Source organism: Pseudomonas sp. EA_105y_Pfl2_R69, from assembly GCF_963970915.1.
Classification (GTDB): domain Bacteria; phylum Pseudomonadota; class Gammaproteobacteria; order Pseudomonadales; family Pseudomonadaceae; genus Aquipseudomonas.
In genome coordinates this window covers 558,068-582,874 of the sequence record NZ_CAXAOO010000003.1, presented here as the reverse complement: position 1 = coordinate 582,874, position 24,807 = coordinate 558,068, and the positions used below count along the sequence as shown (strand labels likewise).

At 64.1% G+C, this 24,807-nt stretch carries 25 protein-coding genes; 15 read left to right on the top strand and 10 right to left on the bottom strand.

Features of this window, described 5'->3' with window-relative positions; all coding sequences use genetic code 11:
* Positions 1-10: 10 nt before the first annotated feature.
* Positions 11-2,329 carry a penicillin-binding protein 1B gene (mrcB, locus tag AACY13_RS12050; RefSeq protein WP_339461773.1) on the bottom strand — a complete coding sequence of 773 codons (2,319 nt, stop codon included), beginning with the start codon at positions 2,327-2,329 and terminating at the stop codon, positions 11-13.
* A gap of 116 nt (positions 2,330-2,445) precedes the next feature.
* Here mrcB and AACY13_RS12045 point away from each other — a divergent pair, with 116 nt between their 5' ends.
* The 5 genes from AACY13_RS12045 (at position 2,446) to AACY13_RS12025 (ending at position 6,415) form a co-directional block, all read left to right on the top strand.
* Positions 2,446-4,008, top strand: coding sequence for a bifunctional aminoglycoside phosphotransferase/ATP-binding protein (locus AACY13_RS12045; RefSeq protein ID WP_339461772.1), 1,563 nt, complete (start codon positions 2,446-2,448; stop codon positions 4,006-4,008).
* A 91-nt stretch (positions 4,009-4,099) separates the two neighbouring features.
* Entirely contained in the window at positions 4,100-4,444 is a 345-nt protein-coding gene (locus AACY13_RS12040; protein ID WP_339461770.1) for a pentapeptide repeat-containing protein, read from the top strand.
* Positions 4,445-4,446: 2 nt separating this feature from the next.
* Positions 4,447-5,196, top strand: coding sequence for a class I SAM-dependent methyltransferase (locus tag AACY13_RS12035; protein ID WP_339461768.1), 750 nt, complete (start codon positions 4,447-4,449; stop codon positions 5,194-5,196).
* Positions 5,197-5,235: 39 nt separating this feature from the next.
* Positions 5,236-5,508: a TfoX/Sxy family protein gene (locus tag AACY13_RS12030; RefSeq protein ID WP_339461766.1), complete on the top strand. Its 273-nt coding sequence runs from the start codon at positions 5,236-5,238 to the stop codon at positions 5,506-5,508.
* Between the two features lie 106 nt (positions 5,509-5,614).
* Positions 5,615-6,415, top strand: coding sequence for a cyclic nucleotide-binding domain-containing protein (locus AACY13_RS12025; RefSeq protein WP_339461764.1), 801 nt, complete (start codon positions 5,615-5,617; stop codon positions 6,413-6,415).
* A gap of 273 nt (positions 6,416-6,688) precedes the next feature.
* Here the strand turns inward: AACY13_RS12025 and AACY13_RS12020 are convergent, their stop codons facing one another.
* The 4 genes from AACY13_RS12020 to AACY13_RS12005 are packed head-to-tail and all read right to left on the bottom strand — an operon-like array spanning position 6,689 to position 9,851.
* The gene (locus AACY13_RS12020; protein WP_339461762.1) at positions 6,689-7,096 is read right to left on the bottom strand and encodes a nuclear transport factor 2 family protein; all 408 of its coding nucleotides are present in this window, start codon (positions 7,094-7,096) and stop codon (positions 6,689-6,691) included.
* Positions 7,097-7,154: 58 nt separating this feature from the next.
* Complete coding sequence (locus AACY13_RS12015) at positions 7,155-8,036, bottom strand: ChaN family lipoprotein (protein ID WP_339461760.1); 882 nt, start codon at positions 8,034-8,036, stop codon at positions 7,155-7,157.
* Between the two features lie 10 nt (positions 8,037-8,046).
* A complete protein-coding gene (locus tag AACY13_RS12010; RefSeq protein ID WP_339461758.1) occupies positions 8,047-8,814 on the bottom strand; it encodes a heme ABC transporter ATP-binding protein in 768 nt (255 codons plus the stop codon).
* Entirely contained in the window at positions 8,814-9,851 is a 1,038-nt protein-coding gene (locus tag AACY13_RS12005) for a FecCD family ABC transporter permease (protein WP_339461757.1), read from the bottom strand. Before AACY13_RS12005 ends, AACY13_RS12010 begins: the two co-directional genes overlap by 1 nt.
* A gap of 196 nt (positions 9,852-10,047) precedes the next feature.
* Between AACY13_RS12005 and AACY13_RS12000 the strand changes: the two genes are divergently transcribed.
* Complete coding sequence (locus AACY13_RS12000) at positions 10,048-10,374, top strand: Rieske (2Fe-2S) protein (RefSeq protein ID WP_339461755.1); 327 nt, start codon at positions 10,048-10,050, stop codon at positions 10,372-10,374.
* 139 nt (positions 10,375-10,513) lie between these two features.
* Here AACY13_RS12000 and AACY13_RS11995 read toward each other — a convergent pair whose 3' ends face one another.
* Positions 10,514-11,404 (bottom strand): esterase/lipase family protein, encoded by an 891-nt coding sequence (locus tag AACY13_RS11995; protein ID WP_339461754.1) that lies wholly within the window; start codon positions 11,402-11,404, stop codon positions 10,514-10,516.
* Between the two features lie 149 nt (positions 11,405-11,553).
* Here AACY13_RS11995 and AACY13_RS11990 point away from each other — a divergent pair, with 149 nt between their 5' ends.
* The gene (locus AACY13_RS11990; RefSeq protein ID WP_339461752.1) at positions 11,554-12,276 is read left to right on the top strand and encodes a class I SAM-dependent methyltransferase; all 723 of its coding nucleotides are present in this window, start codon (positions 11,554-11,556) and stop codon (positions 12,274-12,276) included.
* 130 nt (positions 12,277-12,406) lie between these two features.
* Here AACY13_RS11990 and AACY13_RS11985 read toward each other — a convergent pair whose 3' ends face one another.
* Both AACY13_RS11985 and AACY13_RS11980 read right to left on the bottom strand, forming a co-directional pair.
* Positions 12,407-13,507, bottom strand: a complete 1,101-nt coding sequence (locus AACY13_RS11985; RefSeq protein WP_339461750.1) for a fatty acid desaturase family protein — start codon at positions 13,505-13,507, stop codon at positions 12,407-12,409.
* 158 nt (positions 13,508-13,665) lie between these two features.
* Entirely contained in the window at positions 13,666-14,781 is a 1,116-nt protein-coding gene (locus AACY13_RS11980) for a ferredoxin reductase (RefSeq protein WP_339461749.1), read from the bottom strand.
* 224 nt (positions 14,782-15,005) lie between these two features.
* On the opposite strand from AACY13_RS11980, the gene AACY13_RS11975 reads away from it, so the two are divergent.
* The 7 genes from AACY13_RS11975 to AACY13_RS11945 all read left to right on the top strand — a co-directional run bounded on the left by AACY13_RS11975 (position 15,006) and on the right by AACY13_RS11945 (position 21,102).
* Positions 15,006-15,596: a TetR family transcriptional regulator gene (locus tag AACY13_RS11975; RefSeq protein WP_339461825.1), complete on the top strand. Its 591-nt coding sequence runs from the start codon at positions 15,006-15,008 to the stop codon at positions 15,594-15,596.
* Between the two features lie 163 nt (positions 15,597-15,759).
* Complete coding sequence (gene ureE, locus AACY13_RS11970) at positions 15,760-16,260, top strand: urease accessory protein UreE (RefSeq protein WP_339461747.1); 501 nt, start codon at positions 15,760-15,762, stop codon at positions 16,258-16,260.
* Positions 16,257-16,931, top strand: coding sequence for an urease accessory protein UreF (locus AACY13_RS11965; protein WP_339461745.1), 675 nt, complete (start codon positions 16,257-16,259; stop codon positions 16,929-16,931). The genes ureE and AACY13_RS11965 overlap by 4 nt, the downstream gene beginning before the upstream one ends.
* Positions 16,932-16,950: 19 nt before the next feature.
* A complete protein-coding gene (gene ureG, locus AACY13_RS11960; RefSeq protein WP_339461743.1) occupies positions 16,951-17,565 on the top strand; it encodes an urease accessory protein UreG in 615 nt (204 codons plus the stop codon).
* A 29-nt stretch (positions 17,566-17,594) separates the two neighbouring features.
* The gene (locus tag AACY13_RS11955) at positions 17,595-18,167 is read left to right on the top strand and encodes a HupE/UreJ family protein (RefSeq protein ID WP_339461741.1); all 573 of its coding nucleotides are present in this window, start codon (positions 17,595-17,597) and stop codon (positions 18,165-18,167) included.
* A 180-nt stretch (positions 18,168-18,347) separates the two neighbouring features.
* On the top strand, positions 18,348-19,262 hold the full coding sequence (locus AACY13_RS11950) for a glycerophosphodiester phosphodiesterase (RefSeq protein ID WP_339461739.1): 915 nt from the start codon (positions 18,348-18,350) through the stop codon (positions 19,260-19,262).
* Between the two features lie 898 nt (positions 19,263-20,160).
* The gene (locus AACY13_RS11945; RefSeq protein ID WP_339461738.1) at positions 20,161-21,102 is read left to right on the top strand and encodes a DUF808 domain-containing protein; all 942 of its coding nucleotides are present in this window, start codon (positions 20,161-20,163) and stop codon (positions 21,100-21,102) included.
* 44 nt (positions 21,103-21,146) lie between these two features.
* On the opposite strand, the gene AACY13_RS11940 is transcribed toward AACY13_RS11945, so the two are convergent.
* Positions 21,147-22,514, bottom strand: coding sequence for a choice-of-anchor I domain-containing protein (locus AACY13_RS11940; protein ID WP_339461736.1), 1,368 nt, complete (start codon positions 22,512-22,514; stop codon positions 21,147-21,149).
* Positions 22,515-22,686: 172 nt separating this feature from the next.
* On the opposite strand from AACY13_RS11940, the gene AACY13_RS11935 reads away from it, so the two are divergent.
* The gene (locus AACY13_RS11935; protein WP_339461734.1) at positions 22,687-23,484 is read left to right on the top strand and encodes a substrate-binding periplasmic protein; all 798 of its coding nucleotides are present in this window, start codon (positions 22,687-22,689) and stop codon (positions 23,482-23,484) included.
* On the opposite strand, the gene AACY13_RS11930 is transcribed toward AACY13_RS11935, so the two are convergent.
* On the bottom strand, positions 23,474-24,766 hold the full coding sequence (locus AACY13_RS11930; protein ID WP_339461732.1) for an ABC1 kinase family protein: 1,293 nt from the start codon (positions 24,764-24,766) through the stop codon (positions 23,474-23,476). The genes AACY13_RS11935 and AACY13_RS11930 overlap by 11 nt on opposite strands.
* Positions 24,767-24,807: the final 41 nt, after the last annotated feature.

Sequence of the window (24,807 nt, the reverse complement as noted above, 5' to 3'; positions counted from 1 at the left end):
ACCCTCTCACTTAATCCAACCAGCCACGTACCCAATCCATCACTTCATTGACCGGTGCCCTGATACCGCAGGCAGAACCGGACGCAGGCTGACTACCACGAATATAAGGCATCTGTACCGAATTCGGACAACTCGGATCGGAACCCAGCCCGGTGTTGGCATCGACCCAGGCCTGCACGACGTTATCCGGCACCGGCATATCCAGCGGTAGGGGGTCGGCCTTGCGCATAAAATCGGTCCACACCTGCAGGGCCCCGCTCGCACCGGTCAAGGGCGTCGGACCATTGTCGTCGCGGCCCAGCCAGACCACCGCCAACAGATCCTGACTAAAGCCGGCAAACCAGCTGTCGCGCGAATCGTTGCTGGTACCGGTCTTGCCGGCCAGCGCCAGGGAACGCGGCAACTGGTTGTAGACCGAGCGCCCGGTGCCTTCAGACATGGTGCGCTGCATGGCGTTCTGCAGCAGGTAGATGGCACCGCTGTCGAAGCGCTGCTGGATCTGATACGGGTAACGCTTGAGCGGCTCGCCATCCGCGGTCAGGACGTTGCGAATACCCCGCAGCGGGGTATTGAACCCGCCATTGGCCAGGGTCTGGTACATATTCGCCACTTCCAGCGGGCTCAAGCCACCGGCCCCGAGCAGCATCGACGGATAAGCCGGCCACTTGTGCTCGACACCCAGCCGCTCGAGGGTCTGCAGCACGGTGGGCACCCCGACCTCCAGCCCCAGCTTGGCCGAGGACAGGTTGTAGGAGTTGACCAGGCCCTGGTACAGATAAATCGTACCGTGGGCCTTGCGATCATAGTTCTGCGGGCTCCACACCTGACCATCCTGCCCCTTGATGGAGAAGGGCTGATCCTCGAGCAGACTGGTCAGGGTGTACTGGCTCGGGCGCTCCAGAGCGGCCAGGTAGATCGCCGGCTTGATCAGCGAGCCAATCGGCCGCACCGCATCCAGCGCCCGGTTGAACCCGGCAAAGCGCGGCTGGCGGCTGCCGATCAGCGCCTGCACCTCGCCGCTTTCCGGATTGGTGACGACCATGCCGGCCTCGACCTCGTCCACGCCCTTGCGCCCGGACAGGCGCTTGAGCGTGTCGGCCAGGGCAGTTTCTGCCTTCAGCTGCAGGATCGGGTCGAAGCTGGTGAAGATGCGCAGCCCCTCTTCGGTCAGGTCCTGCTCCTGATAGTCCTCGCGCAACTGGCGTTTGACCAGGTCGAGAAAGGCCGGGAACGAGCTGTCGGCCATGCTGCCGCGGCGGGTCACGCCCAGCGGCTTCTGCTTGGCCGCCGCAACGATTTCGGGGCTGGCCACACCCTGCTCGGCCAGCACATCGAGGACCAGATTACGCCGTTCCAGGGCGCGCTCGGGATTGCGCCGCGGGTTATAGAAGGTCGGTCCCTTGACCATGCCCACCAGCAGCGCCACCTGATCGATCTTCAACTCGGACAGCGGCTGACTGAAGAAGTACTGACTGGCCAGACCGAAACCGTGCACCGCACGCTGACCGTCCTGACCGAGGAACACCTCATTGAGGTAGGCCTCGAGAATATCCCCCTTCTCGTAGTGCAGCTCCAGCAATACCGCCATCATGGCTTCGGTGGCCTTGCGCGACAGGCTGCGCTCATTGGTCAGGTAGAAGTTCTTCACCAGCTGCTGGGTCAGGGTACTGCCGCCCTGGCGCAGCTGGCCGGCGGAAGTGTTGACCCAGACTGCACGGGCAATCCCCTTGGGCGACACGCCGAAATGGTTGAAGAACTCGCGATCCTCGATCGCCACCAGGGTTTCCACCAGATAAGGCGGCACCTGCGCCAGCTTGATCAGCACCCGGTCTTCCTGGTGGGCCGGGTAAAGCCCGCCAATCAGTAGCGGCTCGAGCCGCGCCACGGCCAGGTTGCCACCACCGGCCTGGGTCAGGCCCGCTACATAGTCACCGGAGAAGCGCACGCGCACCCGTTGCGACGGCTCGCTGCTCTCATAGAACTGGAAGCCGCGCGAATGCAGCTCGATGTTATTGCCGGCAACCGACACGCCGCCGGGACCAGCGACTGCGCCTTCGCGGCGATAACCCAGGGCATCGAGTTCCTTGAGGAAGTCGTCCTTGGCCAGCTTCTGCCCAACGAACAGTTCCAGGGGTCTGGCGTAAACCTTGGCCGGCACGGTCCAGCGCTTGCCGGAGAATTTCTCCTGCACCACGGCATCGAGGTAAACCGCGAAAACGGCCAGAACCACCAGGCCTACCAGGCCAAGCTTGAGGAGCCAGCCCAACCAGGGGCGTGTACCGCCTGAGCGGCGCTTTGAACGGGGGCGAGAAGATCGGGTACGAGTCATGGCGCGGCATTATACGCACTTTGTCTGCGCCCAGCAGGCCCGCGCAGCGGTTTGCAGACGGACCCCAAGCGGCCATAATGACCGCTCTTATTTAGTACGAAAGCCAAGGATCGCCCGTGAGCCAAGCCCTGATCGCCGCATTGCAGAACCCGGCCCTCTACCCTCATCCGGTGGACGGGTTTCAGGTCATCGAAACGCATATCTCCTGGGTGATACTCACCGGCCCTTACGCTTACAAGATCAAGAAAGCCGTTGATTTCGGCTTTCTCAACTTCACCGAGCTGAGCGCCCGCGAGCACTTCTGCCAGGAAGAACTGCGCCTCAACCAGCGCCTGACCCAGGGCCTGTACCTTGAAGTGCTGCCGATCAGCGGTAGCGTCGATGCCCCACAACTCGCCGGCAGCGGCCCGGCTATCGAGTACGCGCTGAAAATGCGCCAGTTCCCGCAAAGCCAGCTGCTCAGTGACGTCCAGGCGCGCGGCGAATTGAGCGAGGCGCATATCGACGCCCTGGCCAAGCAGATCGCCGATTTCCACGCCCAGACCCCGGCCGTGCCAAGCAGCCATGAACTGTGCTCCCCCGCCGCCATCGTCGCGCCGATGCGGCAGAACTTCGAACAGATCCGCCCGCTCCTGAGCGACAAAGCAGACCTGCAGCAACTCGACGCCCTCGAAGCCTGGACCGAAGCCAGCTTTACCCGCCTGGAACCGCTGCTGGCCGAGCGCGCCGGCAATGGTTCGATCCGCGAATGCCACGGCGACATCCACCTGGGCAACGCCACCCTGCTCGACGGCCAGGTCGTGCTGTTCGACTGCATCGAGTTCAACGAGCCGTTCCGCCTGATCGACATCGCCTCGGATGCCGCCTTCCTCGCCATGGACCTGGAAGACCGCGGTCTCAAGGCCCACGCCCGACGCTTCGTCAATGCCTGGCTGGAACACAGCGGCGATTACACAGCGCTCGAACTGCTCAACTTCTATAAGGCCTACCGTGCCCTGGTGCGGGCCAAAGTTGCCCTGTTCAGCCTGGCCCACCAGGCCGACGCCGTGCAGAAAGCCGTGACCCTGCGTCAATACCGCAACTACGCCAACCTGGCGGAAAGCTATAGCGCCATTCCCTCACGCTTCCTGGCAATCACCCATGGCGTTTCCGCCGTCGGCAAAAGCCACGTTGCCATGCGCCTGGTCGAAGCCCTGGGGGCCATTCGCCTGCGCTCGGATGTCGAACGCAAGCGCCTGTTCGGCGAACAACAAGAGGCCGATCTGGGCAAGCTCGGTGCCGGTATCTACACCCAGGATGCCAGTAGCGCCACTTACGCACGCCTGCACCAGCTTGCCGAAACGGCGCTGCATGCCGGCTTTCCGGTGGTTATCGACGCTACCTACCTGAAACAGGCCCAGCGCCAGGAGGCCTGCGCGGTTGCCGAGGCCAGCGGTGCGCCCTTTCTGATTCTCGACTGCGCCGCGCCCGAGGAAGTCATTGCCAGTTGGCTGGAGCAACGCAAGGCCGCAGGCGGCGACCCCTCGGATGCCAATATGGACGTGGTACGTACCCAGCAAGCCAGCCGCGAGCCCCTGAGCGAAGACGAACTGGTTCACAGCAAGCGCGTGGACACCAACGAAAGCGCCAGCCTGGACAGCCTGATCACCCGTATTCGCCAGCGCCTGCCAGGCCTGTAACAGGCCGCCCCCGGGCTTTCGGGCCAAGCCGCGGGCAATACCCGCCGCGGCTTCTATACTGGCGTTACCCTCCTCAGTGGATACGCCCCAGATGAGCCAGCCGCGACAACTCGAGAGCCCACTCTACCGCCTGATACACAGCGAAAATATCACCGCATTCAACAGCCAGAAGCCCCCGGACGGCGAAGTCGATCTGAGTGACGGCGACTTTCGCGGCCTCGACCTGCGTGCCCTGGATGCCCGGGACATCAACTTCACCAATGCCTACTTTCGCGGTGCCGACCTGCGCGGACTCGATCTACGCGATACCCGGCTCGAAGGCGCGAGCCTGGCGCATGCGCAGATTTCCGGCACTTACTTCCCCGCGGAGCTGAGCGCCGACGAAATCCTCATGTCACTCAACTTCGGCACCCGCCTGCGCTATAGAACCCGCTAGCCATGAGCGACGTCACCGCACTCTTTGGCGCGCGTGCCCAGGATTACGCAAGCTTTCGCCCACGCTACCCGGACACCCTGTTCGCCTGGCTCGCGGCACAATGCCCAGAGCGCCAGCGTGCGCTGGATATTGCCTGCGGCAACGGCCAGGCCAGCCAACCGTTACGCCAGCACTTCACCCGGGTACTGGCCTGCGATGCCAGCCTCGAGCAGTTACGCGCCTGCCCCGATCGGCAAGGCCTCGAGCTGTTTGTCGCCGAAGCCCAGGCCCAGCCGCTGGTCAACCACAGCCTCGACCTGATCCAGGTCGCCCAGGCCCTGCACTGGTTTGCCACGCCGGCGTTTTTCCGCGAAGTGGGCCGCCTGCTGAAGCCGGGGGGCGTGTTCTGCGCCTGGTGCTACAGCCTGATGAGCATCGACCCGCGGCTGGACGAGTTGATCGAGGACTTCTACTGGAACACCTTGCAGGGCTACTGGCCAGCGGGACGCGCCAGTGTCGATGCCGGCTACAGCGATATTCACAGCCCCTTTAGCCCACTCAGCCCACCGCCTGCGGCCATCGAGGCGAACTGGCGGCTGGAACAGCTGCTGGGCTATCTGCGCACCTGGTCGGCCACCCAGCGCTACGAACACAGCAATGGCTTCGATCCGCTACAGCAGCTGGAACCGGCCCTGCGCCAGGCCTGGGGTGATGCCAATCAGCCACGTTTTGTGCGCTGGCCGCTACACTTCCTCGCAGGTATCGCCAATTGACGCCAGTACAGCTCCCCCCCAGCAGCGCACGGAGGCTTGATGAACGACGAACTGCAACATTTGAAAAACCTTGGCAAGACCTCGGCGCAGTGGCTGCATGCCGTCGGCATCCACAGCGCCAACGACCTGCGCCGGCTAGGGGCTGTCAGCGCCTACCGGGCAGTTCGCGCCCGCGGCTTCAGAGCCTCCAAGGTATTGCTCTATGCCATTGAAGGGGCCCTGCTGGATGTGCACTGGAATGACCTGCCACCGGCGCACAAGGCCGAGCTGAACGGCCAGCTCGACGAATCGACGCAACGCAACAAGAGCTAGCTCACAACCTCCAGCGACAATGATTTACCTGAGCAGCGCAGCAGCCTATTGTTTTAGGGACGTTCGTGGGCTTTAGTATGCCCGGCCAGTTCAAGGAAATTCGCTCATGTATCTACTCGGGGAGCAACCGGCTTACGCCGATCAGCTGATCAACCGACTGCAAAGCATCCCCACCCAGCTGCTCGAAGGGCTCGCCCCCATTGGCTCGCCCTTGCAGCTGGAGCGGGTCGAGGATCTGGCGGCCGTACTGCCGGGCAACCAGCTGTTTATCATCGAAAACGGCCTGCTGCATGCCGCGGTCGATGAGCGTCCGCTGTTCTACCTGCAGGAAGGCGACCTGGTTGGTCTGCGTCAGGGCCTGGACATGCCCAGCTGCCGTTACAGCAGCGAAGAGCAACTGAGCCTGATCCCCTATTCGCGCAGCGATGTGTTCAAGCACATCTATGCCAGCGAGCAGCGCCAGGAACTGTTTATCCAGTACCTGATCGGTCATACCGCCCTGCTCTCCGATGCCCTGGCCCGCCTCAAGCAGCCCGATATCCGGCCCTCGACCGGCTTTCAGCACTTTGCCGCCGGAGAAGAGCTGATCCATCAGGGCGACACCGCCGATCACGTATTTATCATCATCGAAGGCCACGCCGAGGCCTATGTCGATGGGCACAAGGTCGGCGACGTGCAGAAGGACGAGATATTCGGAGCCATGGCCGTCTTCACCCGCGAGCGCCGCAGCGCCACCGTGCTGGCCAGCGAACCCTGCACGGTGATGGTGATCCCCAAGGAGCAGTTCCTCAGCCTGATGCAGAGCAACCCGCGGATTGCCCATAGCCTGATCGAAAGCATGGCCAAACGTATCGACCTGCTGAACAAGGAAGTCACCCAGTTGCGCCTGCCCGCCAGCGCCATCTGACAACCGCTCGGCAATACAGCAACCCGACCCTGCGTCGGGTTTGTTTTATCCGGGCTACGGACATTTTGCCAACGAGGATCGAAAGTTTGAAAAGACCGTTGACATGGAAATGAGAATTGTTATTATTAGCGCAACTGATCGCGAGATCAGCCGATAAGCTCTAGAGACCCCAGTCGGCCTCTTCAGATTATCTCCTCATCAGGCTAATCACGGTTATTGACCCGGCTCTTGCCGGGTCTTTTTTTACCTGTGAAAAAGTACGCTTACCAGCCTTTAGTAATCGACCTGCGCCAGCCACTCCGGCAGATTGAAATGCTGGCTTACCCGGCAGATCCTGCCGTCGCGAATCTCGAAGAAACTCGCAGCCATCAGCCGATAGCTCTGACCACAGGCGTCCGGCAGGCCGTCGTCGGTGCTCAGGTACTCGCCGCTCAGGGTGAACTCGCAGGCGGCGCGCTGCCCGCTCGGCTCCGTCAGGATCTGCAGGTTATCGATGCTTTCGCGGTAGCAGCGTTGCGTGCGCTGCAGGTACTCGGCAAAGGCTTGCACGCCCTGCTCGCGCGGACCCTGGTTGATATCCAGCAGCACATCGGCACTGAGCAGGGCCAGGCAGGCGCGGCTGTCGCGCTCGTTAAGGGCGTTGAAGTAGCGGCTAATCAGTTCATGGGCAGCGGTGGACATTGGCGCTCTCCGGGCGGGAAAGCGCGCAGACTAACCCTCCCAGCGGGCGGAAGCCGGGCTAGGGTCGCAGTTTTGCGCAGTGGTCCTGCTCGGGTTGCGCCGCTGTGAACCAGACGAAATCGGCGGACTCGGCGGCGACCGGGCTGCCGACCTCCGCCAGAATCAGCACCTGCACAGCCTCGCCAGCGTGCAAATCCTGCAGATGCAGCGGCACGCCAAGCTCACGACGGACATGAAAGGCACCGGCAAACAGCAGGCTTGGCTGCGGCGCGGCCAGCAAGGCTTCGGCCATCCGCCGGTCACGCTGCTGCTGCACGGCGAGCATGGCCGGCAACTGGCTTTCCGGCAGCAGGTTGCAATGGGACTGGCGAATCTGCGCCAGCAGCGCCTCACGCGCAGGCACAGCCGTGGAGGCCTGGCCATCCAGCTGCGGCACCTGGGCGTAAGTCTGCATGATTTCGCGACGTTCGAGGTTGGCCGCCAGCAGCGGGTAAGGCTGACGCAGAGCATACTGCAGCAGCGGTCCGTACAGCGACCAGGCCCAGCCCGGCTGCCAGGCCAGGGCTGCGAGCATGTCCTGCGGCGTTTTACCGGCAGCAATGGCGGCGCGCACCTGATCGACCTTGGCCTGCTGATCCGGCGTCAGCATTTCCAGCAGCAGGCTGCCCTGCGGCCGCTGCGCCGCCAGGGCCCGCAACAGCCAGAGCTGCAGCGCGTGGTGGTCCGGATTGTCATGCCGCTCGCCCACCAGCACCCTGGGGGCCGCAGCCAGACGCTCCAGCAGCTGCGCCGGGGTCAGCAACGCACCGGTGCGCAACTCGACAATCTGCCCCAGCTCAGGATCTTGCAAACCCTCGGGGCTCTGCCAAGCGGGTAAAGCCGGTAACGAGGCCTGACAGGCACTCAACAGCGCAGCCACCAGCAATAACGCGATCCTCATAAGCAAAACCCTAGCGAGCAACGATTAAGGGATGGCCCCGTTCCGGGTGCCGCTGCACCAGCACCTCAAGGCCGAACACCGCCTGCAGCGGCTCGGCGCGCAGTACGTCCTCGGGGCTGCCGAGCGCATGGGGGCGACCGCGTTCCAGTAGCAACAGACGATCGCAGTAACGCGCGGCCAGATTGAGGTCGTGCAGGATCACCAGCACCGCCGCGCCCTGCCGGGCGAAGGCGCAGGTGGCCTGCAATGTGGTGTGCTGATGCAGCGGGTCGAGCATCGAGGTGGGCTCATCGAGCAGCAGCATCTGCCCCTCGCCGCCCGGCCAGAGCTGCGCCAGCACCCTTGCCAGGTGCACACGCTGACGCTCGCCACCGGACAACGCCAGGTAACTGCGCCCGGCCAGGTGCAACGCATCGGCCGCCGCCAGCGCCTGCGTGATGATCTGCGCATCGCGCACGCGGCCGCTGGCATGGGGCAAACGGCCCATGCCGACCACGTCTTCCACGCGAAAGGCAAAGTTCAGCGTCGACGTCTGCGGCAATACCGCCAGGCGTTGCGCACGCTCACTGCCCGGCCAGTCCTGCAAGCGCCGCTGATCCAGCCAGACAGCGCCATGGCTCGCCGGCAGCTCACCACACAAGGCCCCCAGCAAGGTGCTCTTGCCGGCCCCATTGGGCCCCAGCACCCCCAGTACTTCGCCCGGGCGCAACTGCAGATTGATATCCGCCAACACCGTGCTGGAGCCGCGCCGTACCGCCAGATTTTCCGCACGCAGCATCAGGTACGCCCCCGCAGCAACAGATAAAGGAAGAACGGCGCGCCAATCAGCGCCGTGACGATACCGATCGGCAATTCCGCCGGAGCCAGCACCAGCCGCGCCGCTAGATCCGCCAATAACAACAGGCTGGCACCGGCCAGGGCCGAGGCCGGCAGCAGCACGCGATGATCCGGCCCGACCAGCAGGCGCACCAGATGCGGCACCACCAGGCCGATAAAACCGATCATTCCCGCCGCCGCCACGGCCGCGCCCACGCCGAGGGCGGTGCAGAACACCAGTTCGGCCTTGACCCGCTCCACGGCAAAGCCCAGATGGCGCGCCTCGGATTCGCCCAGCAGCAAGGCATTCAGCGCCCTGGCACGCCGCGGCAACCACAGCGCCACCGCCGCCGTCACCAGCAGCAGCGGCCACAAGCGGTTGTAACTGGCCCCATTGAGGCTACCCAGGTTCCAGAACGTCAGGGTGCGCAAGGTGGCGTCATCGGCCAGGTAGGTGAACAGGCCGATGGCCGCACCGGCCAGGGCGGTCAGCGCGATACCGGCCAGCAACATGGTCGCCACGCTGGTTTCGCCATCCCGGCGGCCCAGGCGATAGACCAGCGCGGTCACCCCCAGGCCGCCGATAAAGGCAAACAACGACAACAGATAAGGGGCGAACGCCTCCGGCAAACCGCCCAGGGCCGCGCCGCCGACAATCGCCACCGCCGCACCGAGGGCCGCACCGCTGGACACGCCGATCAGGCCTGGGTCGGCCAGCGGATTGCGGAACAGCCCCTGCATCGCCACCCCGCACAGCGCCAGCACCGCGCCGACCAGCAGCCCGAGCAGGGTGCGCGGCAGACGGATCTGCCCGAGGATCAGTTCGGCCTGAGCCAAACCCTCGCCCGGCAACGGCAACCCGAGCAGGCGCAGCGCCGCCCTGAGCGTGTCGGCCAGCGGCAGACTGACCGGCCCCAGGGCCAGGGATAACCAAAGCGCGAGCGCCAGCAACAGGCCCAGTGCGATAAACAGTGAGCGCGGACGAATAACAGGATTCATGGCGTGGGCTTGGCTTCGGCGACCAGAGATTGGCTGGCAGGATAAAAGGCTGCGGACCAGGCCGCCAGCCCAACGCACTGGCTGGATCAGCCACCCGCCGATAATCCGCGCCAAAGCAAAACGACAACCACTGATAGAGCCGCCCTTTCACTTGCGCGCCAAGGCGGCATAATGCCGGCCTGTCGGGGAGGTTCCTATGCTGCGTTTATGTGCACCGGATGAGTTGGTCGAAGGCCAGAGCCGGGGCTTCGAGATGGCCGGAGAGAAACTGTTTGCCGTGCGCAAGGACGGCCGGCCGTATGCCTATCGCAATCGCTGCCCGCACCGTGGCATCCCGCTGGAATGGCTGCCCGACCAGTTTCTCGATGCCAGCGCCAGCCTGATTCAGTGCGCCACCCATGGCGCACTGTTTCTGATCGAATCCGGCGAATGCGTCGCCGGCCCCTGTGCTGGGCAATCGCTGCAAGAGCTTGCCATCCGCGAAGATGATCTGGGCATCTGGGTCGAGCTAAACGACATTTAAGAACCTGTATTACGATCTCGCGAGCTAGAGCCATACAAGGCAAAAACAGGCGAGGAAGCGGAGTTTACTGGTGTAAATGAGCATTCCGAGCCTGTTTTTAACGCAGTAGGGCCGACGTGCAGCAGATCGTAAATAGGTTCTAAAGGCCTGCGGCCTGCAGGCGCTGTGCATGCTCGACAAAGAGTTTGACCGGCTCGGCACCTTTGCCGACCAGGCCGAAGGTCTGATTGATGATGTCGAAGTGATCCAGCGGGTACTGATCGCCGATCACCGTACCCAGGTGCGAGCTGTAGCGCCCGACCATGCCGTCGCACTGCCCAACCTCGCGCTGAAAGGTTCGCGCAAATAGCCGGCAGGCGAGATTCGGGCCATCGAAACGGTTGCCACCCATATTGGTGATGCCCGGCTGGATGGTGCCGGACCAGGAGTAGTAGCGCACGCCATTGACCTCGGCCGCGCCCTCACCGCCCCAGACTTCCGGCAGCCCCTGCGGATACTGCAGATTGAAGGCTGCCACGCCGTCGCGGGTCAGCGATTGCTGCGCTGCCGCCACATCCATCGGCAGCGGTTCGCCCTTATAGCCGCGCTCCAGCCAGGCCATGCAGCGGGCCACCCCACGCAGCAAGGCGCTTAGCACACGCTCGCGCAGGCTGCCCTGGGGCGCTCTGCGGGTCAGAAAATCCGCCAGTTCCGAGCCATGGTTGGGCCCGGCCACCGAGGTGACCGAGGCCACCCATTCGGGCTTTAGCGCGGCCACATAGCGCGCCGTCAGGGCACCCTGGCTATGGCCGATCAGGTGCACCTTTTCTGCGCCGGTCTGCTGCATCACATCGGCGATGCGCAGCAGCAATTGCTCGCCACGCACCTCGGTGGAGTGCACCGAAGACACCAGCACCGGGAAGACTGTTGCACCGAGCCGGCGCAGCGCCGTGACGATGCCGTACCAGTAGGGGTAACCGAGCAGGCTGATAAAACCGAGCAAACCTGGCACCAGGACCAGGGGATAACGGAGTGCAGTAGATGTCGACATCGCAAACCATCCTTGTGTCATACCGCCGAGAAAGAAAGTGCAGAACCACAACGCATGCCAGGGCACGTCATATGGAAGGCAAAGTGGAGAGTGGGCAAGGCAGCAGTCCCTGTCATATAGTCCAGCCCTCACTTTGCGCTGCCGTGACCATGCACACCATCGAACGGATTTACCCGAAGGATCTCGACCCACAGAACCCGGATGACCAGGCCAGCCTGCAGATTCATATGCAGCGCTACGAGTTCGCAGCCCTGCACCTCAGCGGCCGGCGCGTGCTGGATATGGCTTGCGGCTGCGGCTACGGCACGGCCCTGCTGGCCGAGCGCAACCCTGACAAACAGGTCACCGGGGTGGACATCGATCCGGCGGCAGTTGCCTACGCCCGCGAGCATTACCAACTGGCCAACCTGCGTTATGAATGCGCCGATGCCGAACAGTTTGGCAGCGACCTGGGCTTCGACTGCATCGTCAGCCTGGAAACCATCGAGCATTTGCCGCGCCCGCAGGCGCTGCTGGCCAACTATGCGCGCTTATTGGCCGAGGGTGGCAAGGTTATCGCCTCGGTGCCGATCACCCCGACCCTGGACGGCAACCCCCACCACCTGCATGACTTCAGCAAACGCAGCTTTTATGCGCTGTTCCGTCAGCAAGGGCTGCTCGCCCGCCAGCAGTTGGAGCAGATTCAGTGGTGGCAGTTCAAAGGCCTGTTCTCGAAACAGGCCGATGAGCACAAACAGCACCGCTCCGAAGGGGTCGGCAATGCCGTGCTGCTGTATTACCGGCGTCACCCGCTGTACCTGTTCAGCCGGCTGTATTCGATGCTGCGCCATGGCTTTAGCAATCGTTACCTGACCTGCGTGTTTAGCCGCTGACTGTCGCCCAAGTAAACCCCATATAACCTCGTAGGGTGGATGACGCTTCACCCATCCACCAACGGCAATGGTGGATGAAAACAGCGTCATCCACCCTGCACCGCTCTGCTCGCCCCGGCACAATCCAGGGCTACGGTATGGCGTTACCCCCTGCCGGCATAGCCTCGAGCGGACGACGGCGGTAGATCCAAATCCGCTTAAGCACGGTCGAGAACTGCTTCCACAGGCTGCCGTTGTTATAGACCTGGCCGTAACGCTCGGCGATCTCACGCACCTCCATCGCCAACGCCGCATAGCGACGCGCCGGCAGGTCGGGAAACAGGTGGTGCTCGATCTGGTGGCTAAGGTTGCCCGTCAGAATGTGGAAAAACGGCCCCCCATTCAGATTGCTGGAGCCGCGCAGCTGACGCAGGTACCAGTGGCCGCGACTCTCGCCGACCACCGACTCCTTGGAAAACACCGCCGCCTGCTCGGTAAAGTGGCCGCAGAAGATCACTGTGAAGGTCCACAGATTGCGCAGCAGGTTGGCCACGACATTACCGGCCAGCACCGCCAGGGCATTGGCCCCGAGCAGCAGCGCCAGCAGCGGGAAGAACAGGTAATCCTTGCCCCACTGCCGCAGGATCTTGGCATTGAACTGGCGGATCAGCGGGCGCACCTCGGCCTTGCTCAGCTTGCCCTTGTAGAGCTTGTCCAGGCGCAGATGCTGGATCGCCACCGAGTACTGGAACAACACGGCCTGGATCGTCACCCACAGCGGCTGCCAGCGGTAGAACGGCTTCCAGCGCTGCTCGGGAAACAGCCGCACCACGCCATAACCGACGTCATCGTCCATGCCCAGCACATTGGTCCAGGTGTGGTGCACATGGTTGTGGGTGTGCCGCCAGAAATCGCTGGGCCCGGCGATATCCCACTCATAGCTGCGCCCGGCCAACTCGGGGTCATTCATCCAGTCGTACTGGCCGTGCATGACGTTATGGCCCAGCTCCATATTCTCGAGAATCTTGCCCAGGCCCAGCAGCAGTGTGCCCAGCAGCCAGGTCGGCGGAAACCAGCCGAGCATCAGCAGGCCGCGCCCGCTCCAGCAGCAGAACCGCACTGCCGCGCGAATCCGCCGGATATAGCGGGCGTCGGCTTCACCCAGGTCGGCCAGGGTGCGCTGGCGCAGGGCATCCAGCTCATCGCCGAAGGCGTTCAGTTCATCCACGGACAGTTCGCGATCACGACGCATGGGGATTCCCTTAAAGTGAACAGGCCGTTGAAAACGTAGGCGAGGCAGCCGAGACAAGGCAAAAACAGGCGAAAAAGCGGAGTTTGCTGGTGCAAATGAGCATTTTGAGCCTGTTTTTAACGCCGGATCGGCAACGCAGGTAGTTTTTCAATGGTCTGTTAAAGATCAATCTCGACATCGCTATGGGGTGCACTTACGCATAAACGTATGGGTTGCCCCGGCTCGCTGAACAACAGGCCGCTGCGCAAATCGCGCACCGTGCCGCTCAGCAAGGTGCAGGTGCAGCTGGCGCAGATGCCCTGGCGACAGCCGTGGGCCGGCTGCAGGCCATGGGCCTCGGCCTGCTCCAGCAGACTGTGCTGATTATTGGCAAGCGCCTGCTGATGGCTGCGGGCAAAGCCCAGGCGCACCGCACGCAGGCTGACGTCGGCGCGCAGCACGGGCGCAGTGAAGGCCTCGACCTGCAGCGCACCGGGCAAGCCGGCGGCCTGCCACCACTGTTGCACCTGGGCGACAAAGCCAGCCGGGCCGCAGGCCAGCACCTGGCGTTGATCCAGCTGGGTGACCCCGGCCAGATGTTCGCCCGCAAAGCGCCCAGTCAACCCGCCTGATTCCGCACCGGAGGCGGTCAGCGACCAGCGCACCTGCAGGTTGCCGTGCTGCGCCTGCAAGGCCTGCAACTCGGCGACAAAGCCGCGCTGGCCCTGCCCGCGTACGTAATGCAGCAGCGTGATCGGCGCGCTGCAGCCCTGGGCCAGGGCGGCGCGCAGCATGCCCAAGAGCGGCGTGATGCCACTGCCGGCGGCGAGCAGCAGCACGCCCTGCTGCGCCTCGGGCCAGCTCAGCTCGCCATACACCGGGCCCAGTTCCAGCACATCGCCGACCGCCAGGTGCTCCAGCAGATAAGGCGACACACGCCCGCCCGGTTGATGCTTGACGGCGATCTGCAAGCGGCCCTTCGACTGCACCGCGGTCAGGCTGTAACTGCGGTTCAGGCGTACACCATCACGCTCGAGATACAGCTGCAGATGCTGCCCCGGCTGCGCGCCGCGCCAGTTGCCGTTGGCGCGCAGGGTCAATTCGAGCATGTCATCGGCCACCCACTGGCGCTGGGTGATCCGGGCAAACACGCGGTTCAGACGCAGCGCCGGATGCAGCAGCGCCAGCCCGGCATCGACATCGCTTTCCCGCAACCAGCCATGGGCGACCAGCACGCGCAGCGGATCCAGCAGGCTTGCGAGCCCACGCACCCAGGCAAAAGGAAGAAGGGCCACGGCAAGACTCCAGTGAACAATTGTTCACTAGACTGTCAGAGCACCACAATTCAGTCAACACTCGTACACTCAACGACGACAACGCAGCCGCACCGGGCCCTTCGGGTTGCGCTGAAATGGCAACAGCCCCTAGAGTGCTGGGCTGATTGAACCATGCAGAGCCAGGAAGCTTGAAACCACTACAACCACGCGCCGAACAAAAACTGCAGACCCGCCACGCCCTGATGGATGCGGCGCGCAGCCTGATGGACAGCGGCCGTGGCTTCGGCAGCCTGAGCCTGCGCGAGGTGGCACGCTGCGCCGGCATCGTGCCGACCGGCTTCTATCGGCATTTCGACGATATGGACGCACTGGGCCTGGCCCTGGTGGCCGAAGTGGGGGAAACCTTTCGCGACACCATCCGCCAGGTCCGCCACCACGAGTTCGAGCTGGGCGGGGTGATCGACGCCTCGGTGCGCATCTTCCTCGATGCGGTGGCGGCCAACCGCTCGCAATTCCTGTTTCTCGCTCGCGAGCAGTACGGCGGCTCGCTGCCGGTACGCCAGGCCGTGGGCGCACTGCGCGAACGCATCACCGCCGACCTGGTGGCAGATCTGGCGGCCATGCCGAAGCTGCAGCACTTTGACGCCCCGGCGCAGAACGTGATCGCCGACCTGGTGGTGAAAACCGTATTCGCCACCCTGCCCGAACTGATCGACCCACCCGCAGCGGCCCTGCCGATGCACGCCTCCCCCGAGGTCAAGATGATCGAGCAGCTGCGCTTTATCTTTATCGGGGCCAAACACTGGCAAGGCCTGGGTCCGCACAAAGACTGAGCGCACCAATATCGCGCACAGAATTGCCGGGCGCACCAAAGCACAGCCTACACGGCACAACCCTTAGGCATTTTCCCGCCGCACAGCCCGCCCTGCGCGGCCAGACAGCAGTTTGGCAAGGCCCTTGCTCTATAACCGGCATTGACCTGCCGGAAACTGCCCCATGTTGGTGATCCACCGCCGTATTGCCGCCCAGCCGCACTGGGACGCCGAACTCGAACTGAGCTTCGAGGCCCGCAGCAAAAGCCGCCTACGCTGCTTCAGCCGCAGCGGCGAGGATGTCGGCCTGTTTCTCGAGCGCGGCCAACCCGCCCTGCACGACGGCGAATGCCTGCAAGCCGAAGACGGTCGTATCGTCCGCGTGGTCGCCCGCCCCGAGCCGCTGCTGCACGTCACCTGCGCCAACCCCTTCGAGCTGATGCGCGCCGCCTATCACCTGGGCAACCGCCATGTCGCCCTGCAGCTGGGCGATGGCTGGCTGCGCCTGCCGGACGACTACGTGCTCAAGGCCATGCTCGAACAGCTGGGGGCCACGGTGGAACCGATCGAAGCGCCCTACCAGCCCGAGCAGGGTGCCTACGGCGGCGGCCATCACCACTCCCATGCCGGCGATGCCGAGTTCAGCTACGCACCTCGTCTGCATCAGTTCGGTGCACGCACGTGAATCCAGCCTGGCAACTGCTTCGGCTCGCCAGCCCGCAATTGCCGATTGGTGGTTATAGCTATTCCCAGGGCCTGGAAATGGCCGTCGAGCAGGGCCTGGTCGATAGCGCAGAGAGCGCCCATGTATGGATTGCCGATCAGCTGCTGCTGAATCTCGCGCGCTTCGAAGCGCCTCTGCTGCTCGCCCATTGCCAGGCCGCCGCAAGCGAAGACTGGGCGCAACTGCGCAACCTGGCCGAACAACAGCGCGCCAGCCGCGAAACCCGCGAGCTGCGCCTGGAAAGCCGGCAGATGGGTTACTCCTTGCAACAACTGCTGAGCGGCCTGCCGGAGCTGGATCAGCCGGCGCAACAGCTGTTCAGCGCACTGGACGAACCCGGCCTGGCCGTCGGCTGGGCTCTGGCCGCCCGCGCCTGGCAGATCGCGCCGCAGGACGCCCTGGCCGCCTGGCTCTGGGGCTGGTTGGAAAACCAACTGGCGGTGCTGATGAAAACCCTGCCGCTGGGTCAGCAAGCCGCACAACGCCTGACCTCGCAACTGCTGCCGTTGCTCGACCAGGCGCAGCGTCAGGCCAGTGAGCTTGAACCGCAGCACTGGGGCAGCGCCGCCTTCGGCCTGACCCTGGCGAGCATGGCGCACGAGCGCCAATACAGCCGTTTATTCCGTTCTTGATGATAAGGAAGCCCCAAGCATGAACAGCCAACCCCTGCGTATCGGCATCGGTGGCCCGGTCGGCTCCGGCAAGACCGCCCTGACCCTGGCCCTGTGCCTGACCCTGCGCGAGCGCTACAACCTGGCGGTGGTGACCAACGATATCTACACCCAGGAAGACGCCCAGTTTCTGGTGCGCAACGAGGCCCTGGCCCCGGAGCGGATCATCGGCGTGGAAACCGGCGGCTGCCCGCACACGGCGATTCGCGAGGACGCCTCGATCAACCTGGAAGCGGTCGATCAGCTCAACCGGCGCTTTCCGGGCCTGGATCTGATCATCGTCGAGTCCGGCGGCGACAACCTCTCGGCCACCTTCAGCCCCGAGCTGTCGGACCTGACCATCTACGTGATCGACGTCTCGGCCGGTGACAAGCTGCCGCGCAAGGGCGGGCCGGGCATCTGCAAATCCGACCTGCTGGTGATCAACAAGATCGACCTGGCCCCGTTGGTCGGTGCCTCCCTCGAGGTGATGGAGCGCGACACCCTGAAGATGCGCGGCGACAAGCCGTTCGTGTTCAGCAATCAGAAAATCGGCCTGGGTCTGGAGCAGATCATCGCCTTTATCGAACAACACGGCATGCTCACGGCCGCCTGACGCGCCATATTCAGTCAAGGAGACACCCCATGAACCTGCGTAAATCCCTGTTCGCCATCGCCCTGTTCCTCAGCCCGGCCGTGGCCTTCGCCCACACCGGCCACGACCACGCCGGGCTGCTGGCCGGCCTGGCGCACCCGCTCTTCGGCCTCGACCACCTGCTGGCGATGCTCGCCGTCGGCCTGTGGGCCGCGCAGCAATCCGGCGCGGCGCGCTGGGCGCTGCCGCTGTGCTTTGTCGGCAGCATGCTGGTTGGCGGCCTGCTCGGCTTCAGCGGTGTGCAGATCGCGCTGATGGAGACCGGCATCGCCGCCTCGGTATTGGCCTTCGGCCTGCTGGTGGCGGTGGCCATCCGCCTGCCGATGATCGTCGCCATCGCCCTGACCGCCCTGTTCGCCCTGACCCACGGCGTCGCCCACGGCCTGGAACTGCCGGAGCTGGCCAACCCCTGGGGCTATGCCGCAGGTTTCGTGATGGCCACCGCCACCCTGCATGCCAGCGGTTATGCCCTGGTACGCCTGCTGCCGCAGGCCGCCGCGCCCCTGGTGCGAGTGCTGGGGGCCGCCTCGGCGCTGACCGGTGCCTGGCTGCTGGCAGCCTGAACGACAAGTCCCGCGGGTGCGGACAGGTCGCCCGGCCTGAACCACCCGCCTCGGCCCGCGGCCAGCGATCTGGCCGCAATCGTCTCTCACCTGTCGCCTTTCACCTCTCGCCCAGCGCCGCCGGCTTTGTCATAGTCTGGGCTTAAAACCGCCCCTGCCTTGCCGTTCTGGAACCCTGCCATGTTGCGCGCTGCCCGTTTTCTGCTGATCCCCTTGCTGCTGATTGCCGTTGCCCTGATTGCCCTGACCCAGAGCAGTCGCCCGGCCAGCCAACCGGCCGTGCTCGCGGCACTCGGCGAACAACCGCTGGTGATCGCCCACCGTGGCGGCAAAGGCCTGTGGCCGGAGAACAGCCTGTTTGCCTTCGAGCGCGCCAGCGCCCTGGGCGTGGACATGCTGGAGATGGACCTGCACCGCTCCAACGATGGCGAACTGGTAGTGATTCACGACCGCACCCTGGAGCGCACCACCGATGGCCAAGGCCCGGTCGCCGCGCTCAGCCTGGAACAATTGCAGGCCCTGGATGCCGGCTATCGCTGGAGCGCCGATGGCGGCCAGAGTTACCCCTACCGCGACCAGGGCATCCGCATCCCGAGCTTCGCCGAGGTGCTCGAACGCTTCCCCGCAACGCCCAAGGTGATCGAAATCAAGGTGCCGGATATCGGCATGGAAGCGCAGCTCTGCGCCGAACTGAAGGCCCATCGGCAACTCGAGCGGGTGATAGTCGGCAGTTTCTATGACCGCAGCCTGCAACTGTTCCGCGAGCAGTGCCCCGGCGTTGCCACGTCCGCCGGCCCGGGTTCGGTGCGCATGTTGGTGGCACTCAACTGGACGGGCCTGACCAGCCTGCTGTCGCCCAGCTACCAGGTGCTGCAGATCCCCGAATACCACAACGACCTGCATATCGCCAGCCCCAGGCTGCTACAGAATGCCCAGGCGCGGGGCCTCAACGTGCAGCTGTGGACCATCAACGAGCAACCGGCCATGCGTCGCCTGCTCGACCTGGGTGCCCACGCGCTGATAACCGACTACCCGGATCGCGCCCTGCAGGTGCTGGGGCGCTCGACCCGGCTCAGTGCCCTGGAAACTGAATAGAGCGCTGTAGAAAAAATCACCGGGAGTGGCTTTTGACGTCGCTCCGCGGCGGCCCCGAAGGGGTGGCCACCAGGGATGGCGGTGCACAAAAAACAACCAATCATGCGCAGACCACAGCGGCTGTGGCCTGGACGCAAGCGTGCGCAGCTTATCCACAGATCGCTCCACAGCAAACCGGGATAAGTATTTCAAGTGCCCCGACACCTGTGGGCAAACCCTTGAAATAGCTTGATTATTTCTTGACCCAAGGCTGACGACATGCCGCATGGAACCATGCCTGGCAGGTTGATCAAAAATCCATCAAGGCGCTCCAGGCCAGACTGCAGAAGGCCTGCAAGCAGGCATACCGGAGTTATCAACAGCTCTACCCACAGTAGTCGTGGACAACTTAATCGCTACCCTGTCTGCGCCCGAATAACCAGCCTAACCTGCTGTTTACACTCTAAAAAATTAGCCGGTCAAAAAACGTACAGATCGCCTGATAAGCCGCAGGACTAAGGCTGCAACCGCCTGCACCCACCTTATCCACAGTTCGCTCCACAGTCTTTGTGCACAACTTGACGGACGCCGTGATACGGGCTGTGCATAAGTACCTGGCTATGGCGCTTATCGAGACAATCAACCGGCCAGCCACCGTATTCAGGCATAACCTCGCAGCATCAACCGAGGAGATGTGCCATGCCATTCCATGAACTGTTACGCAGCCTGCTCGCCGCCTATGCCAGTGGTGCCAGCGGCCGCAGTAGCGACTGAACTACGCTCCTGGGCGGATGCGCTGCAAGCCGGGGCCCGCCAGCTATGGCCGTTGCCGGCCGACTCACGTATAAATTTGCGCCAACCGCCACTGCCTCGCGCAGTGGCGCGCCCCTGCTTACAGCCCATAGAAAGGATGCCTCTGATGGCCGGTGCCAGCCTGTTAACCCTGCTCGACGACATCGCCACCGTTCTCGACGACGTGGCCCTGATGACCAAAGTCGCCGCCAAGAAAACCGCCGGCGTACTGGGTGACGACCTGGCGCTGAATGCCCAGCAGGTCAGCGGCGTGCGCGCCGAACGCGAGCTGCCGGTGGTCTGGGCGGTGGCCATGGGGTCACTGAAGAACAAACTGATCCTGGTGCCTGCCGCCCTGCTGATCAGCGCCTTCGCGCCCTGGGCGGTGACGCCATTGCTGATGTTCGGCGGGGCCTTCCTCTGCTACGAGGGCTTCGAAAAACTCGCGCACAAGTTCCTCCACAGCAAGGCCGAGGATCAGGCCCAGCATAAGGAACTGCTGCACGCCGTGGCCGATCCCGAGGTGGATCTGCTGGCGTTCGAGCAGGACAAGATCAAAGGCGCGATCCGCACCGACTTTATCCTCTCGGCAGAAATCATCGCCATTACCCTCGGCACCGTGGCCCTGGCCAGTTTCGGCAAGCAGGTGGCGGTGCTCTCGGGCATCGCCCTGCTGATGACGGCCGGGGTTTACGGCCTGGTGGCGGGTATCGTCAAGCTGGATGACGCCGGCCTGTACCTCAACCAGCGCGCCGGCGACGGCCTGGGCAGCCGCCTGCAACGCAGCATTGGCCGCGGCATTCTGTTTACCGCGCCGTACATGATGAAGGGCCTGTCGATTCTCGGCACCGCGGCGATGTTTATGGTCGGCGGTGGCATCCTCACCCACGGCGTGCATGCCGCCCAAGCGTGGATCGAGCGGTTGGCGCAGAGCGTGGCGGCCAGCAGCGGTCTGCTCGCCGCCTTGCTGCCGACCCTGCTCAACGCCATCGCCGGAATCATCGCCGGGGCCGTGGCCCTACTCCTGGTAAGCCTGGCGACGCGCGCCTGGAAAGCGATCGAGCGCTGACCAGACAGGGTGCGCGCGGCGCACCCTGTAACGCTGACACCGCCTTACTCAAGCAGCTCGAACAGGGCGACGTTGCCGCTCTTTTCCAGGCCGGTGACCAGGAAGTGTCGACCGTTGCGCTCGACATGGGCCAGGCCTTCCGGGGCCAGCTTGCCGGAACCCGCGCCCTCGCCCGCACCTACGACCTGCAGCACCTCGGGTTGCGCCGGCTGATCCAGATCGATCAGGGCCAGGGCATCGGCGCGTTCCAGGGTGGCAACCGCCAGGCGCTTGCCGAAGGCATCGAAGCTCACCACGCCTTCCGGCTCGCTGCCCTTGTTGGGGCTGCGCGCGTCCGGGTAGACGCCGGCCTTTGCCGCCATATCGTCGAGCTGGCTGCCGGTGTCGCCGAGCAACTTGCCGCTCAGGGCATCGAACACGCTGACCGTGCGCCCGCCACCGCTGGGCAGACCGGCCTTGGTCTTGGCGATTTTCGGGTCGCTATCGCCTTCATCGGCGCTGATCAGATAACGGCCATCGGCGCTCACCGCCAGGGCATCCGGCTCGCGCAGGGCGAACAGCTCGCCACTCGGCTGATACATGCCGTCATCCAGGATATCCGCGGCATGGCGCACGGTGCCGAGGCCAAACACCTTGTCCAGCTTGCCTTGCAGCACATCGACCACGGCAATCGCGTTGTTTTCCTGCAGGCTGACATAGGCGCGCGCACCGTCCGGACTGAAGGTCACGTACTCCGGTTCGATATGCTCGGGACTGGTGCCGAAGGGAATCTTCAACTCTTCGCCGTCGATCACCCGCTCCAGTAGGCGCTGGTGCTCGGCCTGGGTCGCGCCCTCGACGCCGGCCAGGTCTGGCAGCGTGATCAGGCTGTGCTTGGCCGCCGCCACGCCGCCGCGCAGATCGATCAGACTGATCGAGCCCGCGCCGCTGCGAAAGCCCTCGCCGTCGCGCACATAGCCCTCGCCTTCGTTGGCCACCACGACAAAATCACCCTTGGGCGAAAACGCCAGGCTGTCCGGCCAGATACCTATCTCAATGGTATTGAACAGCTTGCCATCGGCCGCCGCACGGAACTCGACCCGGCCGTTTTTCAGGCCATCGCTGTTGCGGATGCACACGGCAAACAGGTCTTCGCTGGGGTGGAAAATCGCCGAGGTGATTTCCCCCGCGCCTGCCGCCACCAGGTTATGCCGGGCGATGCGCTCGAGGCCCTTGGCCGGGTCGAGCTGCAGAATATCCACCAGCCCTTCGGCGCTGTTGGAGACGATCACGCGCATGCTCGAGGCCTGTACACTGACGATCTCGGTGCCAGCGGCAAAGCCGCTCTGGTACAGCGCCAGGGGTTTAAGCTCAAGGGCCGAGGCCAAGGGAGCCAGGGCCAAAAGCACACAAAAGGTAGGGATTTGCAGCACAACAACTATCCTTATGCAAAGACATGGGGATTGAACAAATCCGCAGCAGTCTTCACCCGCAGGATGACGCTTTGATGAAGCATTGATGGCATTTCATCCTTGCCACCGAGGTGGTATTACTGCGCCACGACCAGGCGCATGGCTGTAATCCCGGTGCAACTGAGGGGCATCAATGAAATGGAAGAACCTGTTCGTCGCACTGCTATGCCTGCTGCCCTGCGCGGCGACCCAGGCCAGCGAACAGCGCGTACTCAATATCAGCGTCGGCGACTGGCCGCCCTACCTCTCCAGCGAGATGAAACATAGCGGCGTGATTGCCCACCTGATCAGCGACCTGTTCGCCGATCAGGGTTATCACGTGGAGTTCCAGTTTCTGCCCTGGCCCCGCGCCTATGCGTCTGCCGCCGCGGGGCGTTTCGATGCCAGCGCGATATGGATGCACAAGACCGAGCGTGAGGCCGACTTTCTGTTCAGCGCGCCGCTGCTCGACGAACAGTTCGTGTTCTTTCACCTGAAAAGCCTGCCCTTCGACTGGCAGCGTTTTGACGACCTCACCGGCATGACCCTGGGCGGCGGCCTGGAATACAGCTACGGCCCGGACTTCGACGCCTTTCTTGCCGAGGACAAGGTGAGGATCGAGCGGGTATCGAGCGATATGCAGAACTTCGAGAAGCTGCTCAAGGAACGCGTGGTGCTCTACCCCCAGGAAATCAACGTGGGCTATGCCGCCCTGCGCAACCACTTCAGCGCCGCCGATAGGGCCAAGATCACCCATCACCCCAAGCCTCTGCTGATAAACCTCAGCTACCTGATGCTGCCGAAAAGCCTGGAAGACAGCCCGGCGTTGCTCGAACGCTTCAACAAACGCCTGCAGCACTACCGCGCCAGCGGACGCTACCAGCGCTATTTCGACGACCTGCAACAGGGCCATTACCAGCTGGAAGCGCCTGACGCGCTACTTACACCCTAGCGCGGGCGGCCATCTGCACCTGCAACAGATCGGCCAATGGCAAGGCCACACCCAACCGGCTGAGGTTCCAGTAATGCCCTTCCAGCGTGCGGTTGACCAGCAGGGTCGCCGGTGCCGGTTGCAGGCTGCCCAACGCGCCCAGAACATCCGGCAGTAGGCGCTGGATCTGCTCATGCAAGGGCATGGCGGCGAAATCCCAGCGCGCGCCGGGTTGCAGCAACGGCCCGAGCAACCCATGCAGCTGACGGTACAGGCCATAGGGCGTGGTCGATTGCGGCTGGCGCGTGCCCAGGGCCTGGAAGGCGCTTTCCAGCTGCTCGCCGTCGCGCGCCTGCAGGGCCTGATAGGTCTGGGTGTAGGCGGCCAGCAGTTCTGCGGAGAGGTCCTGCACACAGCCGAAGTCATACACCACCAACTCACCCGCGGCGGTGTAGGCGAAGTTGCCCGGATGCGGGTCGGCATGCAGCAGCCCCAGTTCGAAGGCCTGGGCACTCAGCCAACGCACCAGGGTCAGGGCCAGACGCTCGCGCACCTCGGCACTGGCCTGGCTGACCTCGGCAAAGGGCAAACCGGCTTCCTCGCTCAGGGCCAGCACCCCGGGGCGGCAGAGGTCTTCCTGAGGCTGCGGCAGGCGCAGGCCCGGCCAGTCGGCGAAGTGCTGGCGAAAACGTTGCAGGCGCTGCATCTCGGCGGGGTAGTCCAGCTCGGCGCTGATCACCGCCGCCAGTTCCTGATACACGCCTTCCAGCTGCTCGGCCGGGGCGCGGAACAGACGTCCCAGCGGCAGCAAGCGGCGCAGCTGACGCAGGTCGGCCGCGCAGATCTCGGCAATCCCGGGGTACTGCACCTTGAGCACCAGCGCCCGCCCATCCAGGGCCACCGCACGGTGCACCTGGCCCAGCGAGGCGGCGGCAAAGGGCTGCTCGTCGATATGCCGGAAGAACTGCCCCAGGTCGTCGCCATAGACCTGCTGCAAATGGCCCCGCAGCGTCTCGAAGGGCAACGCCGGTACGCGGTTCTGCAAATTGCCGAGCGCTTCGGCCACCGGCGGCGGTAGCACGTCCTGCCACTGCGAGGCCATTTGCCCGAGCTTGAGCACCGGGCCTTTCATCTCCCCCAGCACCTCGCCGAGCAGGTCGCCCACCGGCTGCCAGTCGATGCCGCTGCGCCCCGGACGCAGGCCTTGCCCCAGCAGGCCACCGCCGATACGTGTGGCAGTGCCCGCCAGGGTGAGAAAGCGCCCCAGGGCGGACGCGGAAGGCGGTGCGGAGGTTCTGGCCATAGCGGTTTGCTCCTCGATACCACCCGATCATGCGCGCGCCG

Excerpts from the sequence above, each read along its gene's own strand:
- AACY13_RS12015 (WP_339461760.1), bottom strand. The coding sequence starts at position 8,036 with ATGAGGATCGCGTTATTGCTGGTGGCTGCGCTGTTGAGTGCCTGTCAG.
- AACY13_RS12005 (WP_339461757.1), bottom strand. The coding sequence starts at position 9,851 with ATGAATCCTGTTATTCGTCCGCGCTCACTGTTTATCGCACTGGGCCTG.
- AACY13_RS12040 (WP_339461770.1), top strand. The coding sequence starts at position 4,100 with ATGAGCCAGCCGCGACAACTCGAGAGCCCACTCTACCGCCTGATACAC.
- mrcB (WP_339461773.1), bottom strand. The coding sequence starts at position 2,329 with ATGACTCGTACCCGATCTTCTCGCCCCCGTTCAAAGCGCCGCTCAGGC.
- AACY13_RS12010 (WP_339461758.1), bottom strand. The coding sequence starts at position 8,814 with ATGCTGCGTGCGGAAAATCTGGCGGTACGGCGCGGCTCCAGCACGGTG.
- ureE (WP_339461747.1), top strand. The coding sequence starts at position 15,760 with ATGTTGGTGATCCACCGCCGTATTGCCGCCCAGCCGCACTGGGACGCC.
- AACY13_RS11990 (WP_339461752.1), top strand. The coding sequence starts at position 11,554 with ATGCACACCATCGAACGGATTTACCCGAAGGATCTCGACCCACAGAAC.
- AACY13_RS11950 (WP_339461739.1), top strand. The coding sequence starts at position 18,348 with ATGTTGCGCGCTGCCCGTTTTCTGCTGATCCCCTTGCTGCTGATTGCC.
- AACY13_RS11955 (WP_339461741.1), top strand. The coding sequence starts at position 17,595 with ATGAACCTGCGTAAATCCCTGTTCGCCATCGCCCTGTTCCTCAGCCCG.
- AACY13_RS12000 (WP_339461755.1), top strand. The coding sequence starts at position 10,048 with ATGCTGCGTTTATGTGCACCGGATGAGTTGGTCGAAGGCCAGAGCCGG.
- AACY13_RS11935 (WP_339461734.1), top strand. The coding sequence starts at position 22,687 with ATGAAATGGAAGAACCTGTTCGTCGCACTGCTATGCCTGCTGCCCTGC.
- AACY13_RS11985 (WP_339461750.1), bottom strand. The coding sequence starts at position 13,507 with ATGCGTCGTGATCGCGAACTGTCCGTGGATGAACTGAACGCCTTCGGC.
- AACY13_RS12035 (WP_339461768.1), top strand. The coding sequence starts at position 4,447 with ATGAGCGACGTCACCGCACTCTTTGGCGCGCGTGCCCAGGATTACGCA.
- AACY13_RS11995 (WP_339461754.1), bottom strand. The coding sequence starts at position 11,404 with ATGTCGACATCTACTGCACTCCGTTATCCCCTGGTCCTGGTGCCAGGT.
- AACY13_RS12025 (WP_339461764.1), top strand. The coding sequence starts at position 5,615 with ATGTATCTACTCGGGGAGCAACCGGCTTACGCCGATCAGCTGATCAAC.
- AACY13_RS12020 (WP_339461762.1), bottom strand. The coding sequence starts at position 7,096 with ATGTCCACCGCTGCCCATGAACTGATTAGCCGCTACTTCAACGCCCTT.
- AACY13_RS11930 (WP_339461732.1), bottom strand. The coding sequence starts at position 24,766 with ATGGCCAGAACCTCCGCACCGCCTTCCGCGTCCGCCCTGGGGCGCTTT.
- AACY13_RS11945 (WP_339461738.1), top strand. The coding sequence starts at position 20,161 with ATGGCCGGTGCCAGCCTGTTAACCCTGCTCGACGACATCGCCACCGTT.
- AACY13_RS12030 (WP_339461766.1), top strand. The coding sequence starts at position 5,236 with ATGAACGACGAACTGCAACATTTGAAAAACCTTGGCAAGACCTCGGCG.
- ureG (WP_339461743.1), top strand. The coding sequence starts at position 16,951 with ATGAACAGCCAACCCCTGCGTATCGGCATCGGTGGCCCGGTCGGCTCC.
- AACY13_RS11975 (WP_339461825.1), top strand. The coding sequence starts at position 15,006 with ATGGATGCGGCGCGCAGCCTGATGGACAGCGGCCGTGGCTTCGGCAGC.